This window comes from Labrys miyagiensis, assembly GCF_030160835.1.
GTDB lineage: Bacteria > Pseudomonadota > Alphaproteobacteria > Rhizobiales > Labraceae > Labrys > Labrys miyagiensis.
In genome coordinates, this window is record NZ_BSPC01000075.1 from 31335 (window position 1) to 46886 (window position 15552).

At 64.7% G+C, this 15552-nt stretch carries 20 protein-coding genes; 14 read left to right on the top strand and 6 right to left on the bottom strand.

Features of this window, described 5'->3' with window-relative positions; translation table 11 throughout:
• The gene (gene aroC / locus QQL24_RS32140; protein ID WP_284316396.1) at positions 1-1116 is read left to right on the top strand and encodes a chorismate synthase; all 1116 of its coding nucleotides are present in this window, start codon (positions 1-3) and stop codon (positions 1114-1116) included.
• 215 nt (positions 1117-1331) lie between these two features.
• Here aroC and QQL24_RS32145 read toward each other — a convergent pair whose 3' ends face one another.
• The gene (locus tag QQL24_RS32145; RefSeq protein WP_284316397.1) at positions 1332-2264 is read right to left on the bottom strand and encodes a DnaJ C-terminal domain-containing protein; all 933 of its coding nucleotides are present in this window, start codon (positions 2262-2264) and stop codon (positions 1332-1334) included.
• A 155-nt stretch (positions 2265-2419) separates the two neighbouring features.
• Here QQL24_RS32145 and QQL24_RS32150 point away from each other — a divergent pair, with 155 nt between their 5' ends.
• The gene (locus tag QQL24_RS32150; protein ID WP_284316398.1) at positions 2420-3127 is read left to right on the top strand and encodes an HAD family hydrolase; all 708 of its coding nucleotides are present in this window, start codon (positions 2420-2422) and stop codon (positions 3125-3127) included.
• Positions 3127-3936 (top strand): DUF1499 domain-containing protein, encoded by an 810-nt coding sequence (locus QQL24_RS32155; protein WP_284316399.1) that lies wholly within the window; start codon positions 3127-3129, stop codon positions 3934-3936. The genes QQL24_RS32150 and QQL24_RS32155 overlap by 1 nt, the downstream gene beginning before the upstream one ends.
• On the opposite strand, the gene QQL24_RS32160 is transcribed toward QQL24_RS32155, so the two are convergent.
• Entirely contained in the window at positions 3921-4829 is a 909-nt protein-coding gene (locus tag QQL24_RS32160; RefSeq protein WP_284316400.1) for an MBL fold metallo-hydrolase, read from the bottom strand. The two genes, QQL24_RS32155 and QQL24_RS32160, sit on opposite strands and share 16 nt — an antisense overlap.
• A gap of 171 nt (positions 4830-5000) precedes the next feature.
• Here QQL24_RS32160 and QQL24_RS32165 point away from each other — a divergent pair, with 171 nt between their 5' ends.
• Both QQL24_RS32165 and QQL24_RS32170 read left to right on the top strand, forming a co-directional pair.
• The gene (locus QQL24_RS32165; protein WP_284316494.1) at positions 5001-5213 is read left to right on the top strand and encodes a cold-shock protein; all 213 of its coding nucleotides are present in this window, start codon (positions 5001-5003) and stop codon (positions 5211-5213) included.
• A 104-nt stretch (positions 5214-5317) separates the two neighbouring features.
• Positions 5318-5917 (top strand): glutathione S-transferase, encoded by a 600-nt coding sequence (locus tag QQL24_RS32170; RefSeq protein WP_284316401.1) that lies wholly within the window; start codon positions 5318-5320, stop codon positions 5915-5917.
• 84 nt (positions 5918-6001) lie between these two features.
• Here the strand turns inward: QQL24_RS32170 and QQL24_RS32175 are convergent, their stop codons facing one another.
• Entirely contained in the window at positions 6002-6679 is a 678-nt protein-coding gene (locus QQL24_RS32175) for a helix-turn-helix transcriptional regulator (protein WP_284316402.1), read from the bottom strand.
• 97 nt (positions 6680-6776) lie between these two features.
• Between QQL24_RS32175 and QQL24_RS32180 the strand changes: the two genes are divergently transcribed.
• Complete coding sequence (locus QQL24_RS32180) at positions 6777-7676, top strand: DMT family transporter (protein WP_284316403.1); 900 nt, start codon at positions 6777-6779, stop codon at positions 7674-7676.
• Positions 7666-8250, top strand: coding sequence for a GNAT family N-acetyltransferase (locus tag QQL24_RS32185; RefSeq protein ID WP_284316404.1), 585 nt, complete (start codon positions 7666-7668; stop codon positions 8248-8250). The genes QQL24_RS32180 and QQL24_RS32185 overlap by 11 nt, the downstream gene beginning before the upstream one ends.
• 58 nt (positions 8251-8308) lie before the next feature.
• Here the strand turns inward: QQL24_RS32185 and QQL24_RS32190 are convergent, their stop codons facing one another.
• Together QQL24_RS32190 and QQL24_RS32195 are read right to left on the bottom strand one after the other, a co-directional pair.
• Complete coding sequence (locus tag QQL24_RS32190; RefSeq protein WP_284316405.1) at positions 8309-8935, bottom strand: outer membrane protein; 627 nt, start codon at positions 8933-8935, stop codon at positions 8309-8311.
• A gap of 238 nt (positions 8936-9173) precedes the next feature.
• Positions 9174-9677, bottom strand: coding sequence for a hypothetical protein (locus QQL24_RS32195; RefSeq protein WP_284316406.1), 504 nt, complete (start codon positions 9675-9677; stop codon positions 9174-9176).
• Positions 9678-9820: 143 nt separating this feature from the next.
• On the opposite strand from QQL24_RS32195, the gene QQL24_RS32200 reads away from it, so the two are divergent.
• From QQL24_RS32200 to QQL24_RS32230, 7 genes are all read left to right on the top strand, one after another.
• Positions 9821-10570 carry an SDR family oxidoreductase gene (locus QQL24_RS32200; protein WP_284316407.1) on the top strand — a complete coding sequence of 250 codons (750 nt, stop codon included), beginning with the start codon at positions 9821-9823 and terminating at the stop codon, positions 10568-10570.
• A 72-nt stretch (positions 10571-10642) separates the two neighbouring features.
• A complete protein-coding gene (locus QQL24_RS32205) occupies positions 10643-11164 on the top strand; it encodes an EVE domain-containing protein (RefSeq protein ID WP_284316408.1) in 522 nt (173 codons plus the stop codon).
• Between the two features lie 4 nt (positions 11165-11168).
• On the top strand, positions 11169-13151 hold the full coding sequence (gene uvrC, locus QQL24_RS32210; protein ID WP_284316409.1) for an excinuclease ABC subunit UvrC: 1983 nt from the start codon (positions 11169-11171) through the stop codon (positions 13149-13151).
• A gap of 41 nt (positions 13152-13192) precedes the next feature.
• Positions 13193-13798, top strand: coding sequence for a CDP-diacylglycerol--glycerol-3-phosphate 3-phosphatidyltransferase (pgsA, locus tag QQL24_RS32215; RefSeq protein ID WP_284316410.1), 606 nt, complete (start codon positions 13193-13195; stop codon positions 13796-13798).
• Positions 13795-14046 (top strand): molybdopterin converting factor subunit 1, encoded by a 252-nt coding sequence (gene moaD / locus QQL24_RS32220; RefSeq protein ID WP_284316411.1) that lies wholly within the window; start codon positions 13795-13797, stop codon positions 14044-14046. The genes pgsA and moaD overlap by 4 nt, the downstream gene beginning before the upstream one ends.
• 1 nt (position 14047) lies before the next feature.
• On the top strand, positions 14048-14506 hold the full coding sequence (locus QQL24_RS32225) for a molybdenum cofactor biosynthesis protein MoaE (protein ID WP_284316412.1): 459 nt from the start codon (positions 14048-14050) through the stop codon (positions 14504-14506).
• 199 nt (positions 14507-14705) lie between these two features.
• The gene (locus QQL24_RS32230; protein WP_284316413.1) at positions 14706-14999 is read left to right on the top strand and encodes a hypothetical protein; all 294 of its coding nucleotides are present in this window, start codon (positions 14706-14708) and stop codon (positions 14997-14999) included.
• A gap of 324 nt (positions 15000-15323) precedes the next feature.
• Here the strand turns inward: QQL24_RS32230 and QQL24_RS32235 are convergent, their stop codons facing one another.
• Positions 15324-15503 carry a hypothetical protein gene (locus tag QQL24_RS32235; protein WP_284316414.1) on the bottom strand — a complete coding sequence of 60 codons (180 nt, stop codon included), beginning with the start codon at positions 15501-15503 and terminating at the stop codon, positions 15324-15326.
• Positions 15504-15552 lie beyond the last annotated feature (49 nt).

The window sequence follows — 15552 nt, forward strand, 5'->3', positions numbered from 1 at the left end:
ATGTCCTTCAACACATTCGGTCAGTTGTTTCGCGTCACCACCTATGGCGAGAGCCATGGCATCGCGCTGGGGTGCGTGATCGACGGCTGTCCGCCGCGCCTGCCCGTGAGCGAGGCGATGATCCAGGGCTTCCTCGACCGCCGCAAGCCGGGCCAGAGCCGCTTCACCACGCAGCGCCGCGAGCCCGACCAGGTGCGTATCCTCTCCGGCGTGATGGCGGACGAGACGACCGGCGAACTCGTGACCACCGGCACCCCGATCAACCTGATGATCGAGAATGTCGACCAGCGCTCCAAGGATTACGGGGAGATCAAGGACAGGTATCGGCCCGGCCATGCCGACTATGCCTATGACGTCAAATACGGCCTGCGCGACTATCGCGGCGGTGGGCGTTCCTCGGCCCGTGAGACCGCCTCGCGCGTGGCGGCCGGCGCCATCGCCCGCCAGGTGCTGCCCGGCGTGACCATCCGCGGCGCCCTGGTGCAGATGGGCCCGCACAGGATCGACCGCACGCGCTGGGACTGGGGCGCGGTCGACAACAATCCCTTCTTCTGCCCCGATCCGGTGATGGCCGAGTTCTTCGAGACCTATCTCGACGACATTCGCAAGGCCGGCTCCTCCATCGGCGCGGTGATCGAGGTGGTGGCGGAAGGCGTGCCGCCGGGCCTGGGCGCGCCGATCTATGGCAAGCTCGACGGCGACCTTGCGGCGGCTATGATGAGCATCAACGCGGTCAAGGGCGTCGAGATTGGCGACGGTTTTGCGGCGGCCGAACTCGGCGGCGAAGAGAATGCCGACGAGATGCGCATGGGCAATGACGGCAAGCTTCTGTTCCTCTCCAACCACGCCGGCGGCATCCTCGGCGGCATCTCGACCGGCCAGCCGGTGGTGGTGCGTTTTGCCGTGAAGCCGACCTCCTCGATCCTGCAGACCCGCCGCACGGTGGACCGCTACGGCCACGATGCCGATATCATCACCAAGGGCCGCCATGACCCCTGCGTCGGCATCCGCGCCGTGCCGGTGGGCGAGGCGATGATGGCCTGCGTGCTGGCCGATCACCTGCTCCGCCATCGCGGGCAGGTGGGTACGCCGGTGGAGTGGCCGTTCAGGAAATAGAGTAGAGCGGTTGGTGCATTCCGGGGACCGACATCCAAGGCGCCAGCTGGAATCGGTGTGCCGATCTTCAGACCGGCATGCTCTCGGCCTTGGTGGAAGATGCCGGTCTGAAGACCGGCACACCAAGAACGCCCTAGCCGGCTCGCGTATTGTTTCCAAGAGCGCATCGTGCGATACTTTCTTGAGTGTCGCAGGGACATCCGCGCTGCCAGGATTTACCGCCCGATATCATAGCCCTTGTCGCGCAGCTTGATCAGCGCTGCCTCCAGCTCTTCATCCAGCCTGTCCGGCATGATGATGCGCGGCTGCACGATGAGGTCACCGGCACCGTCCCTCTCCTGCACACCCTTGCCCTTCAGGCGGAAGGAGCGCAGGCCCGTGGTGCCCTTGGGCAGAGTGAGGTCGACCGAGCCGTCCAATGTCGGCACGCGCACCTTGGCCCCGAGCGCCGCCTCATAGATGGTAACGTTCACGTCGACGCGGACATTCTTGCCCTCGGCGCGAAAAATGTCGTGCGGCGCTACCGCCACGGTGATCAGCGCGTCACCCGATTCCCCGCCGAAGGGGCTGGGCTCGCCCTGGCCACGCAGGCGGATGGTCTTGCCGGGTGCGATACCGGCGGGGATGGAGGCATCCACCGCTCGGCCTGGGCCAAGCTCGACACGGGCCTTGCCGCCCAGCGCCCAGATGGTGAAGGGGATCTGCCCGGTCACCTGGATGTCCTCGCCACGCGGCGGGGCGCCGCGCGGGCCGGCCCCGCCGCGCTGGGCACGGCCGCCGAACATCTCGCTCAGGATATCGTCGAAGCCAGCGCCACCGCCGAAGCCGCCGCTTCGGCCGCCAGTGCCGAAATTGAACTCGAAATTGCCGCCGTCACGGCTGAAGCCGCCCCCCGGGCCGCCGGCGCTTTCGAAGCCCTGGAAGCGAGGCTTGCCCTCGGCGTCGATCTCGCCGCGGTCGAACTGGGCGCGCTTGGTCTCGTCGCCGACGATCTCATAGGCGCTGTTGATCTCGGCGAATTTCGCCGCGGCCTTGGCGTCCTTGTTCTGGTCGGGATGGTATTGCTTGGCGAGCTTGCGGAAGGCCTTCTTGATCTCGGCCAAGCTCGCCGTCTTGGATACGCCAAGCACGCTGTAGGGGTCACGCATGTCAATCCTCCGGCCGGCCCCCTGTTGGGCAGCCGGCTGCCGTGGCGCAAGGCCCACGATTCCTGACGAAGATGGGATTTGTCGGCGGATTCCGCAATATGCTTGCGGGGCCAAATTGCCTATGCATGGGGATGTTGCAGCCCGACGGATTCGCCATGCCCATACGCGCCATACTCTTCGACAAGGATGGTACCCTGGTCGACTTCCATCTGACCTGGAGCGCTGCCACCTATGCCGCCATGCAGCGCCTGAGCGCCGGCAACGAGGAGAAGATGGCGCGCCTTGTCGAGATCAACGACTATGATCTGAAGAACCATCGCATCCGGCCAACATCGGTGCTGGTCGCGCAGTCCTCGGCCGACTATGGCGTGACCTGGGCGCACGCCCTCGGCGAGACGGCCGACGATGCCTTCTTCGCCCGGATGGACCGGATCTTCATCGAGGAGGGGCTGAAGCACGTCACCCCGATCGGTGATCCGCCGTGGTTGCTCTCCACCCTGAAAGCGAAGGGTTATCTTACCGGCATCTGCACCAATGATTCCGAGGTCGGTGCTCGCGCCCATTGCGAGAAGCTCGGCCTGTTGCCCTGGCTCGATGCGGTGCTCGGTTATGATTCCGGTCATGGCCGCAAGCCCGATCCCGGCCCCGTGCTGGGCTTCGCCGCCGATTTCGGCATCCCGCCGCAGGAGGTAGCCCTGGTGGGGGATTCCACCCATGATCTCCATGCCGTGAAGGCGGCAGGCGGCACAGCCATCGCCGTGCTTTCGGGCTTTGCCGGCCGGGAGGAACTGGCGCCTCACGCCGATCATGTGATCGACAGCGTGATGGACCTGCCAGCCCTTCTCGAAACCCTCGAGCGCTGATGTTCCGGCGCCCCGCTCCGCCGCCGACGGGTTGGGCCACGTCGTCGCGTTTTGCGGCCGTCTTCGCTTTCGAGGCCGTGCTGATCTGCCTGGTCCTCCTGCGCTTTCACCTGGCCCCGATGAGCGCCGCCTTTGCCGCGCTGGTCGGCAGCCTGCTCGTTGCCCTCATGGCCCTGCTTTTCGCCCTCGTCGCCTTCGTGCTGGTCTGGCACAAGGGCGAGCGCGGCTTCGGACGGGCGCTGACCGGCTTCGTGCTGGCCCTGGTGCTGCTCGCGCCCGCGGGCTTTGCGTCCTGGCTCGCCCTGAGCGTACCGGCGATTGTCGATGTCTCCACCGACACGGCCGATCCGCCTTTGCTGTCCCGTGCCGCGAAGGACCGGCCGGCCGATGCCAATCCCGCGACCTATCCCGCCGGCAGCGCCGATCATCAGCGCGAGGCCCTGCCGCAGATCCAGTCCTTGCTGATCGACATCCCGCCCGACGATATCCGCAAGCTGGTGCTGAGGCTGATGCAGGAGCGGCGCTGGCGCGTGGTGGCCGACCTGCGCCTGGCGGAAACGGCGGCGCGCGTCCGCCTGCCCGATATCGCCCCGTCCGATCGCATCGAGGCGGTGGCGACCTCGACGCTTTTCGGCACCACCGACGATATCGCCGTGCGCATCCGCGCCGATGACGGCAAGACGCGCATCGATATGCGCTCGGCCTCCCGCTACGGCTCCTATGATTTCGGCGCCAATGCCGCCCATGTCCAGAATTTCCTGACCGATCTGCGCGACCGTGCCCTGTTGCCCGATCAGGCCAGCCAATAGGTCCCGTCGAAGGAGGGCGGGCCATGCGTGCCGACCCTTCCTTGCTGGATGAGGTCTTCCAGATGGGCGAAGAGGTTGAGCGCCGCTGCTCCGAACAATGACGGTTGTAACCCGGCGTATACTCTTCTCGTCAGCACGGCGATCGGAGCGGGCCCGTCGCGCAGCGCCTCCAGGATCGAGGCCTCCCGCAGGAGGCGGTGGCGGATCATCGCCTGCACGAAGCGCTGCGGCTGTAGTACGGGGCCGCCATGCCCGGGAAAATAGCGGGTTTCCGGGCGCCCGATGAGCTTGCGCAACGAGGCCATGTAGTCGCCCATCGCCCCGTCCGGCGGCGCCACGATGCTGGTCGACCAGGCCATGACATGATCCCCCGACAGCAGCACTTCGTCCCCTGCGAGTGCAAAAGCGAGGTGGTTTGCACAGTGGCCGGGCGTCGCGATGGCCGCAAGACGCCAATCCGGCCCCTCGATGGCCTCGCCATCCGCCAGCAGGATATCGGGCCGGAAGGCCATGTCGCCTGCGGCATCGAGCAGGTTGATCTCCCCCTGATGCATCGGCCGGGCACTGCGGTGCGGCCCGGCGCCGTATGTCCGGGCGCCCGTGGCCGCAACCAGTGCCGGAACAGCGAGCGAGTGGTCGCGATGGGTATGGGTGAGGGCGATCGCCGCCACCTTCTCGCCCGCCACCGCTGCCAGCAGGGCGGCGATATGGATGGGATCGTCAGGGCCGGGATCGACGATCGCGACTATGCCGTGCCCAACAATATAGGAGCAGGTTCCGGTGAAGGTGAACGGCCCACCATTGGGCGCCACGATGCGCCGCACACCAGGCGACAAGTTTTCGCTGATGCCAACTGCCGGCGGCTCTCGATTATACGGGATGTCTTCGCTCATCCCGCAAGCATCCATGCGATTTGATCAGGCGGCAAGGGTGTAGTTCCTTTATTCGATTACCTACGGCAAGATCGCCTCTTGCGCACAGACGCCCTTTGGACGAAACTTGGAGTTCTACTAATGTGGAAGGGATCCGGTCGTTCGGGGCTGGATCAGGACCGGGAGTGGAAGATGGCGCAGAGTGGCACCGTCAAGTTCTTCAATGCCCAGAAAGGCTACGGCTTCATTACGCCGGACGATGGTGGGCGCGATATCTTCGTTCATGTGACTGCGGTCGAAAGCTCAGGCCTTGGAACGCTTTCCGAAGGACAGAAGATCTCCTTCGATGTCGAGCCGGACAAGAAGGGCAAAGGCCCCAAGGCAGTGAATCTGGCGAAGGCCTGAGGCGAATATCCACCGGGTAGCGGGACCCGGCGGCTGAAATAGGATATGGAATGCAGCCGCTCCTCCGGAGTGTCTGGTTATTCCAATCGATGGATTTCGGCCTCATGCAATTGCGTTCCTCGCCCGCCTCGCCTTTTGGACGGAAAGTCAAGATCGCGGCCCACTACCTCGGATTATTCGACCGCATCACCGTCATTCCCGCCGATACCAACGATCCCCAGGACTCGCTGCGCCAGCAAAACCCGCTCGGCAAGATCCCGGTTCTGTTGCTGGACGACGGCACTGCCCTCTACGACAGCCGCGTCATTCTCGACTATCTCGATTTCCTCGCCGGGGGTGGCCGGATCATCCCGGCCGGGCCGGCCCGCTACGATGTGCTCGCCCGTCAGGCGCTCGCAGACGGCATCATGGATGCCTCGCTTCTGCGGGTCTATGAGGGGCGTTTCCGCGAGGCGGAGCATCACAGCGCGCGTTGGCTTGAAGTCCAGACCGGCAAGGTCGAGCGGGGTCTTGCCTCGTTCGAGAAGCGGGCAGGGGCCTTCGATCCCACGCTCGATGCCGGCAGCATCGCGCTCGCCTGCGCCCTTGGCTATCTCGACCTGCGCTTCGCCGGCGCCTGGCGCCAGGACTATCCCGGCCTTCTGGCCTGGCTGACGGAATTCGAGGCGCAGGTGCCGTCCTTTGCGTCGACCAGGCCCGCCTGAACGGGGCGGTTCACGCCGGCCCCTTGGAGCCGGGCGACAGGCATGTTGCCCGCGACAGGTGCAAGGGGCCTTGGCGTGTGGCCTTCATTCCTGCCGCTGCTCCCAGGTAAGGCGCAATTTTGCGCCTTCTCCTGCAAAATATTCGTCGATCAGTTCGCATTCGCGGATGCGGTCGGCTCGGAAGCTGCGGAAATCCTGCCGCAATTCGCACCAGCCGACGATGTGCATGACCTCGACGTAATAGACCACGCCGATGGGGCGGATCACGCGCTGGCTCGGCTTGCCCTCGGCGTCGGCATAATGCAGCAGCAGCTTGCGTTCTTCCCGGATCGCCGAACGCACCATGGCAAGATCCACGCTCACCGGCTCGGGATGGATCCACTGAGGCACATAGAGGCTGCCCCGGTCGATGGGGTTGCGCGCCGATGTCGGCAGCACGCTGGCGACCTTCGCACGGATCGAAACCGCAGCGTTGCGCAGGCTCCTGTCATTGGTGCGCTCCAGCAGCCCGAGTGCCACCACCAGCGCCTCGACCTCCTCGATGGAGAGCATCAACGGCGGCAGATCGTAGCCGGCCCGCATGACATAGCCGATACCGGCCTCACCATAGATCGGCACCGAGAGCGCCTGCAGGGAGGCGATGTCCCGGTAGACGGTGCGCTTGGTGACTTCGAGCTGCCTCGCGATGGTCTCGGCCGTCACCGGCTTCCTGGCCACGCGCAGGAACTGGATGATCTCGAACAGGCGGGTGGTGCGGCGCATGCAATTCCTCGTGGGTGACCTAACGCAAGACTGCTGACAGGATCCTGTCAGCAGGGTTGGGCTAGAATGCCGTCATGTCAACCCATGGAGGTTTGCCATGACAGTCATGCAGAATATGTGGGCAGGCCCAGTGCTCGAGCCGCGCCGGTTCGGCTTGCTGCTCGTGGCGTTCTCTGCCGTTCTGTGGAGCACAGCCGGCTATTTTACCCGCGCGGTGCCGATCGAATTCGCCGCTCTGCTGTTCTGGCGCGGCCTGTTCGGCGCGGCGACGAGCTTCCTCTTTGTCCTCGCCACGGAGCGGCGCCGCACCTTGCGTGCCTTCCTTGGCATCGGGCGTGTCGGCTTCGCCTTCTGCCTGCTCTCGGGCTGCGGCATGGCCTGCTTCGTGGCCTCGCTCACCCTGACCAGCGTTGCCCATGTCTCGATCATCTACGCTGCGGTGCCCTTCGTCGCCGCGGGCCTGGCCTGGCTGGCAATGCGGGAGCGAGCCTCGCCGGCTGTCCTCGTCGCCAGCCTGGTAGCCCTCGCCGGTGTCGCGGTAACGGTTGTCGGCAGTTCTGGGGAGGGCAGTCTCCTCGGCGATGCGCTCGCCTTGGCCATGACGGTGATCGTGGCGGCCTTCACGGTGCTGCGGCGCCGGTTTCCCGAGGTTCCGCTCGCGCCGGCGGCCAGCATCTCCGCTCTGCTGCCGGCACTGACTGTTCTGCCTTTCGTCACCGCCTGGCCCGTGGATGGCCGGGAGTTCGCCCTGCTCGCCGCTTTCGGCATCACCAATATGGGTCTCGCCTTGCTCTGCTTCACCATTGGGGCGAAGCTCATTCCGGCCGCGCAGACTGGCCTCGTGAGTGCTCTCGAAACACCGCTCGCGCCCCTCTGGGTCTGGCTTGCCTTCGGCGAGACGCCGCGCGAGGCAACGCTCATCGGTGGCGCCATCGTGCTCGTCGCGGTGTTTGCCAATGTCGTCTGGGAGAATCGCGGGGAGAGTCATGGCCGCTGATGTCGAAATCCACGCCCTGACCTCGGAGCGCTGGCCCGATCTCGAAACCCTGTTCGGGCCAGAGAAAGGCGCCAATTCCGGCTGCTGGTGCATGTGGCTGCGAGTGAACGGCCCGCTGTTTCGCGACATGGAGCGCGCCGGCCGCAAGGCTGCCTTCCAGGCGCTGGTTGCGCAGGAGACGGTGCCCGGCCTGCTCGCCTATAGCGGTGGGGAGGCAGTCGGCTGGTGTGCCGTGGGGCCGCGCGAGAACTCCACCCGCTTTCACGCCAGCAAGGCGGCGCGCCTCACGGTGGATTTTCCACCCGGCTCGATCTTTGCGCTGACCTGTTTCTTCATCCGCAGCGACTGGCGCCGCAAAGGCCTGACGCGCCTGCTGACCCTGGCTGCCCGGGACTTTGCTGTCCAGGCCGGCGCGACGGCACTCGACGTCTGTCCGATCGCTTCCGACAAGCCTCTGATATGGGGCGAAGGCTTTGTCGGCATCGAATCCGTCTTCCGGGATCTGGGCTTCGAGGAGATCGCACGGCGCTCCGAGCGCCGCCCCCTGATGCGGCTTGCCCTGAACCCGCCGTGACAAACGAAAAAGGCCCGGCGCTGTGCCGGGCCTCTTCGGAGCGTCCCTTCCGATCGGATCAGAAGTGATAGTTGACGCCCAGCTTGATGTCGCTGCCGCTATAGCTCGCACGGGGTAAGGCATCCACGTCGAAATCGCCGCGGGCGTAGCTCGTGTAATTATACTCGGCGCGCACCGAGATTTCCGGCGTCACGCGGTATTCCAGACCAAAGCCCGCCGTCCAGCCCACCAGGAAATTGGTGTCGCTGCGGACATATTTCACTTCGACGTCGCCGCCGGCGATGCCGGCCTTCACATAGGGCAGGAAGTCGCCCATGGCGTAGCCGACGCGAGGCGTGATCGAGCCGTTGAAGCCCAGCGTGCCCTTGCCGCCCATCCACTTGTCGGTGATGTCGGCATAGTTGATCGAGCCCTCGATGCCGACGACGATCGGATCATACTGCATGTTGTAGCCGGCCTGGACGCCGCCGGTCCAGCCACTGGCGTTGTTGAGGCGCCAGCCGGGTGGGTCGAAGTCACCCGAGAAGCCGTAGCCGAGGTTTACACCGGCATAGAGGCCTGTCCAGGTCACGGCGGGGGCGGGAGCCTGATAGGCGGGCTCCGGTTGCTGGTTGGTCGGGATATCGGCAGCATAGGCGGAGCCGGCGATCAGCGTCGCTGCCGTGGCAAGAAGAAGCTTTTTCATCGTGAACTCCTGGTACTCATACTCGTGATGACGCCGGTGTCCCCAACCCATCGAGCAATTCTGCAACCGTGGTACGTTAAGACTCTTAAGAGAAAGTTGCCTGATGGGATTATTAAGGCAATTTAACAAGGCAATATTATGGCATATTCTATAGTGTACTCTGTAATACTTCATTAACTATGTTTATTATTGATTTGTTATACGTTGAGGCCCTGCCTGGATAGCTCGGTGCGTGCTGTCAGGGCGTCGCCGGTGGGGAAACTACCGCTGGAAGGCTGTCCCATGCGGCCGTGTAGGGCGTGGGCGCATTCATGAAGCCCGGTTTGACAGCGCTCAGGTCGTAGTTGAACGTCGCTGCCTTGGCCGACCAGCGATTATGCCGCACCCCACCACAGGCGAGGCTGTCGCTCGCATTGTCCTCGACGAGACCGGGCATGGCGCAGAGCGACAGGATCTGCGTGCCGCGCAGCATGGCGATGTCCCTGGCCGGGTTCCCGGCGGCATCGGGTGGGATCGAGCCGACGATATCGGGATCGCCATTGCCATCGCCATCGGTCCGCCGCTTGCGTTGTGCCTCTGCTGACGGGACGGTGCTGCCGAGCACGGGCGCCCTGGTCGTGTTCACGAAGCGGCCCATCCACACCATCGACAAGGAAGCAGGCATGGCGTCGCCAGCCCGCGCGCCCTCGATGAGTGGCTGCGCGGCGATGATCGCACAAGTGAGGAGGGTGACCTTCAGCATTGTGTGTCCGGGCGCTGGCACCGCAAGGGGGCCGATGTGCCAGTTGAACAATGCTCGTGGATTTCGCGGCGTTAACGCTGGGCAGGAAGTTGGCCGCAGCGTAAACGAAACATGAAGATCGGCCTCAACGAGGGAAGGACGGCATGGTGAATGCTCGAGGAGCACGGCGAGCCCTGGTGACCGGCGCCGCCAAGCGGATCGGCCGGGAGATCGCACTCGGGCTGGCGCGCCAGGGCTATGATGTCGCGTTGCATTGCAACCGCTCGCGCGAAGAGGCCGATGCGTTGGCCAGGGAGATCGGCGCCCTCGGCCGCAGGGCGTGGGTGGTGGTCGGCGATCTCTCCGCCGGTGATGGCGTCAGCCGCATCGTCGAGGAGGCCAAGGCCGCCATTGGCCCGCTGAGCCTCCTGGTCAACTCGGCCTCGATGTTCGTGCCCGATGCCGTCGGCGGCCTGGAGGCGAAGAGCTGGAACACCCAGTTCGCCGTCAATGCGCAGGCACCCATTTTCCTCACCCAGGCCTTTGCCGCCCAGGTGGTGGACGACGTGAAGGATCCCTCGGTGGTCAATCTGATCGACCAGCGCGTGCTGCATCCCCGGCCGGACTACGTCTCCTATTATCTCAGCAAGTCCGTGCTGCATGTGGCGACGCAGACCCTGGCCCAGGCGCTGGCCCCGCGCATCCGCGTCAATGCCATCGGCCCCGGCCCGACCCTGCAGGCCGCCTCGCAGACGCCGGAGGAATTCGAGGCCGAGGCCGCCGGCACGCCGCTCGGCCATGGCAGCGACGTCGCCGACATCGTCGAGGCCGCGCTCTATCTCGCCAATGCCCGCAGCGTCAGCGGCCAGATGATTGCGGTGGATGGCGGGCAGCATCTTGCGTGGGCCGAGTAAGGCACGCATCCTCCTGCCATGAACTGTCAGGAGTGCATCGTAATCTCCTTCCATTGATTTGGAGGAGTTTCGATGTCTAAGCGCAGCTTCATTGCCACCACCACACCCGCACACCACTGGATCGTTGTGGCCTCGGCCGAACATGTCAGGCGCGGCCGTGCCACGGGCTTCATGCAGGTCTGTCACGGCAAGGCCGCGCCTTTGCGCCGGCTTCGGCCGGGAGACGGCGTCGTCTATTATTCTCCCACTGAGCAGTTCGGTGGCAAGGAACGGTTGCAGGCTTTTACGGCGATCGGGCATGTCCGGGAGGGGATCCCCTACGAAGCCGACATGGGAAATGGCTTCCGGCCGTTTCGCCGGGACGTCGACTGGTTAGAAGCACAGGAGGAACCAATTCGCCCGCTGCTCACCTTGCTCGATTTCACCGTCGGCAAGGCGAACTGGGGTTATGAGCTGCGCTTTGGCCTGTTCGGTATCAGCCCGCACGATTTTGGCCTGATCGCCACGGCGATGGGCGCGGAGACGCCCGCAGCACCAAAGCGAGATACAGCAAGCCTTCCCTCTCGCCAGGCGTTGCAAGGCTCCTTATTTTAGGAGCATGACCGACTCGCCCGAACTTCCTGAAGCTGAAGAGGCTTCTTCTTCCGTCGACTTTGCCTTTGACGAGAAAGCCGTACCCTCCGCGCTCCGCGCGGGGGTGGCGGTCATTCATGAATTCTGGAAGACGCTGCCCAACGCGCCGGGCGTCTATCGCATGATCGATGCCGAGGGCACGGTGCTCTATGTCGGCAAGGCGCATTCGCTGAAGAAGCGCGTGGCGAGCTATGCGCGCGGCATCGCGCCGACGGCTCGCATCGCCCGCATGATCGCCGAAACGGCGTCAATGGAATTCGTCACCACGCAGACGGAGACGGAGGCGCTCCTACTCGAGATCAATTTGATCAAGAGCCTGAAGCCGCGCTTCAACGTGCTGCTGCGCGACGACAAGTCCTTTCCCTATATCCTGTTGACGGGCGACCATGCCGCCCCGCAGCTCACCAAGCATCGCGGCGCCCGCACCCGCAAGGGCGACTATTTCGGGCCGTTCGCCAGCGTGCTCGCCGTCAACCGCACCATGAATGCGCTCGAACGCGCCTTCCTCATCCGCTCCTGCACGGATTCGGTGTTCTCCACCCGCACGCGCCCCTGCCTGCTGCACCAGATCAAGCGCTGCTCGGCGCCCTGTACCGGCGAGGTCTCGGCCGAGGATTATGGGGCGCTGGTGGGCGAGGCGCGGGCCTTCCTGTCCGGCAAGTCCAAGGCCATCAAGGAGCAGATGGCGCATGAGATGGAGGCGGCCGCTGAGGTGCTCGAATTCGAGCGCGCCGCCCGCTACCGCGATCGCCTCGCCGCGCTCTCCGCCATCCAGGCGACGCAGGGCATTAATCCGCGCTCGATCGAGGAGGCGGATGTCTTCGCCGTGCATGAGCAGGCCGGCCAGTTCTGCATCGAGGTGTTCTTTTTCCGCACCGGCCAGAACTGGGGTAACCGCGCCTATTTCCCCAAGGCAGATCGTACGCTCTCGGAGGCCGAGGTGCTCGATGCCTTTCTCGGCCAGTTCTATGACGACAAGCCGGCGCCTAGGCTGGTGCTGCTGTCGCATGACGTGGAAGGCGCGGATCTGCTGCAGCAGGCACTGTCGCTGCGCGCGGGCCATCGCATCGAGATCGCGACGCCCAAGCGCGGCGAGAAGCGCGACATGGTCGAGCACGCCCTCACCAATGCCCGCGAGGCGCTGGGCCGGCGCCTCGCCGAATCCTCCTCGCAGTTGAAACTGCTGGAGGGCGTGGCCGAGGCCTTCAACCTCGAGGAGACGCCGCGCCGCATCGAGGTTTACGACAACTCCCACATCATGGGCACCAATGCGGTGGGTGGCATGGTCGTGGCGGGGCCGGAGGGTTTTGCCAAGAACCACTACCGCAAGTTCAACATCAAATCCTCCGAGATCACGCCCGGCGACGACTACGGCATGATGCGCGAAGTGCTGCAGCGCCGCTTCTCGCGCCTCCTCAAGGAGAACCCGCGCGATCCCGCGCAGAACGTGGCGGAGGCCGAGCCGGAGGAAGGCATGCCCGGCTCCCTGCCTTCCTGGCCCGACTTGGTGCTGATCGATGGCGGCGCCGGCCAGATGCAGGTGGCGCGCGAGGTCTTTGCCGATCTCGGCGTCGAGGACGTCGCCCTCGTCGGCGTCGCCAAGGGCCTCGACCGCGAGGCCGGCCGCGAGACCTTCATCGCCGAGGGCAAGCCGCCCTTCAAGCTCGCGCCGCGCGACCCGGTGCTCTATTTCGTGCAGCGCCTGCGCGACGAGGCGCATCGCTTCGCCATCGGCGCGCACCGGCAGAAGCGCTCGAAATCGCTGAAGGAGGGCGGGCTGCAGGAAATCGGCGGCATCGGGCCACAGCGTAAGCGCGCCCTGCTGCGGCATTTCGGCACGCTCAAGGCGATCGAGCGCGCCTCAATGGCGGATCTGGAAGGCTGCCCGGGTATCGACCAGGCGACAGCGCGAAAGGTGTATGCCTTCTTTCATGAAAAGGGAGGGTGAACCTTGTTGACGCAATACGCCTCCCCATGTTCCTTCAAGCCATGACTGCTGTCGCGCCCAAAAAGCGGATCTCGCCGCTCTCGCTGCCGAACATCCTGACCTATGGTCGGATTGCCGCCGTGCCGGTGGTGGTCGCGTGCCTGTTCTGGCCCGACGTGATCTGGGTGCGCTGGGTGGCCTTCGCGACATTCGCGCTGGCCGCCGTCACCGATTATTTCGACGGCTATCTGGCGCGTGCCTGGGGCCAGCAATCCTCGCTCGGCCGCATGCTCGATCCGATCGCCGACAAGCTGCTGGTCTCCGCCTGCCTACTGATGCTGACGGCGACCGGTACGCTCACCATGGCCAACCTGGCGGTGTGGGCCGCGATCGTCATCCTCTGCCGCGAGATCCTGGTCTCGGGCCTGCGTGAGTTCCTGGCCGAATTGCGCGTCTCGGTGCCGGTGACGCGCCTCGCCAAATGGAAGACCACGGCGCAATTGGTGGCGATCGGCTTTCTGCTCGCCGGCCCGGCTGGCGAGCGCGTGCTGCCCGGCTGCACGGTGATCGGCCTGGTGCTGCTCTGGGTCTCGGCGGTGGTGACGCTCTATACCGGCTACGACTATTTCCGCAGCGGCGTGCAGCACCTCTTGGAGGAGCGGGAATGAAGCTGATCTATTTTGCCTGGCTGCGCGAGCGCATCGGCGTTCCCGAAGAGGAAGTCGAGCTGCCGCCCGAGGTGAAGACCGTTGGCGATCTCATGCAGTGGCTGGCCGGGCGCAACGAAGCCTATGCCTATGCCTTCGAGAACCCGAAGATCGTGCGCGCCGCCATCGACCGGCGCCATGTCAAGCCGGCGGCCGCGATCGCCGGGGCAGGGGAGATCGCCTTCTTCCCGCCGATGACCGGCGGCTGAGATGACAGTCCGCCTGCAAAGCGCCGATTTCGACGTGTCGGCCGAGGTCAAGGCCCTGACGGAAGGTCGGACCGATATCGGTGCCGTGGTCAATTTCATCGGCATCTGCCGGGCCGGGCCGGCGGACGACCGCATCACGGCGATGACGCTCGACCACTATCCCGACATGGCGCAGGCTGAGCTCGAGCGCATCGAGGCGCAGGCGCGCGAGCGCTGGCCGCTCGACGGCGTCACCATCATCCACCGCTTCGGCCGCCTGGTGCCTGGCGACAACATCGTGCTGGTCGTCACCGCCTCCAAGCACCGCCAGGCCGCCTTCGAGGCGGCTTCCTTCCTGATGGACTATCTCAAGACGCGCGCCCCCTTCTGGAAAAAGGAGGAGCGGGCGAGCGGTAGCGGCTGGGTGGCTGCCAAGGACGAGGACGATCTTGCCGCCTCGCGCTGGGAGAAGGGGACTTAGAGTTCCGACGTCTCCGAGGGAGGAAACAGGCCAAACCATCCGCGGTTACCGCTCAATCCACCGAAATATCGAAAGTATGACGGCAATCGGGCGGTTTCCCGGCAATGGTGTGATTGAAACGCCATGAGAATCTGCGCATGTTTGTCGCAGGCGGATGAAATATCGGGCAACCCACCGCCGCAAGAAGTGGAAGTCGACAATGGACCTCACACAGATTCTGATCAACCTGGTAGGCGGCGCTTTGGGCGGCGCCGGCGCCGGCAAGGCAGTGCCTCAGTTCGACATGGGTACCATCATCAACGCCATCGCCGGCGCGGTGGGTGGCGGTGTGCTGGGTCAGCTCATCTCGGCGCTGGCGCCTTCGGTCCTTGCCGCCGCGCAGCAGGGCAATCTCAGCGTCGGCGGCATCGTCAGCAATATCATCGCCGGCGGCGCGGGTGGCGCGATCCTGCAGCTGATCATCGGCCTGATCAAGAATTCGATGGCCAAGTAAAAGGCCGTTCGGGCAAGCGAATTTCGGGGCGCCATTGCCGATGGGCAGTGGCGCCTTTTGCTTTGTGACCGGAAATAGGGCTGAGATCCGCCGGTTATCACGTTTTACTTTGGAATGGCGTGCGTCATTCCGGACGACCGAAGGGAGCTCCGGAATCCGTGAACACAGTCCTTGCAAGTCTGTGTTCATGGATTCCGGCGTTCCCACTCACAAGCAAAGCTTGTAAGGATACGCTCCTCAACCAAAATCCTATTTTGGTTGAGGGAATGACGGTGCGTCTTGCGCCTCGAGCTAAAAACCGCAGCGCTCTGAACGCCGCCGGTCTCAGCCCGCCAGGGCCGAGGCGACATGCACCGTATCGGCGCTCACGGCGCTGCCCAGCAGCCAGACGCCGACGATCAGCGCCAATCCGGCGAACAGGCCGACGACGACATCGATAGTCACGCCGGTAATATCGCTTTCTTCAAATCCGTTCTTTGTGGCAAACAAACCTGCCAAACGCATCGTACCAACTCCAAGGGTGCCCCAGAGTAACGTCGGCCGGTTAAGGCCC